The following is a 373-nucleotide window of genomic DNA, read 5'->3' on the forward strand; positions in this document are numbered from 1 at the left end:
AGCATGGTGGGGGTGAGGTCTGGTGTGGTGGTGAGGGCTTCGGTGAGGGTGGCGGGGTTTTGGCGGCGTAGGCCGACCATGCGGGTGGAGATAAGAGCGGGATAACACTGGAACCAGGAGCCATCGTTAAGACGGGCATCAACGTAGTTTGCGTCTCCTCGTAGGTCAATGGCTTGGTCTGCGCCGATGACGGGTTCGACGTGCCAGAAGAAGTGTCGGGTGAGGCGGTGCCAGACGACGGTGTTGTTGCTGTCGAGGAGGAAGAGTTCGTAGGGGCCTTTATGGTGTTTGCGTACCCATAGGCAGGCTAGGGGCCCGTATTTGGTGGCTAGGCGTCGGGAGCGCTTGTAGACGTAGTGGGTGGCGATGAACA

General features: G+C 59.8%; 1 protein-coding gene. It reads right to left on the minus strand.

Features of this window, described 5'->3' with window-relative positions; all coding sequences use genetic code 11:
• A partial coding sequence (locus tag EII11_RS10655) for a hypothetical protein (RefSeq protein WP_165867172.1) occupies nt 1-373 on the minus strand: 373 nt, incomplete at both ends.

The sequence above is a fragment of the Schaalia canis genome (genome assembly GCF_003858455.1).
Taxonomy (GTDB): domain Bacteria; phylum Actinomycetota; class Actinomycetes; order Actinomycetales; family Actinomycetaceae; genus Pauljensenia; species Pauljensenia canis.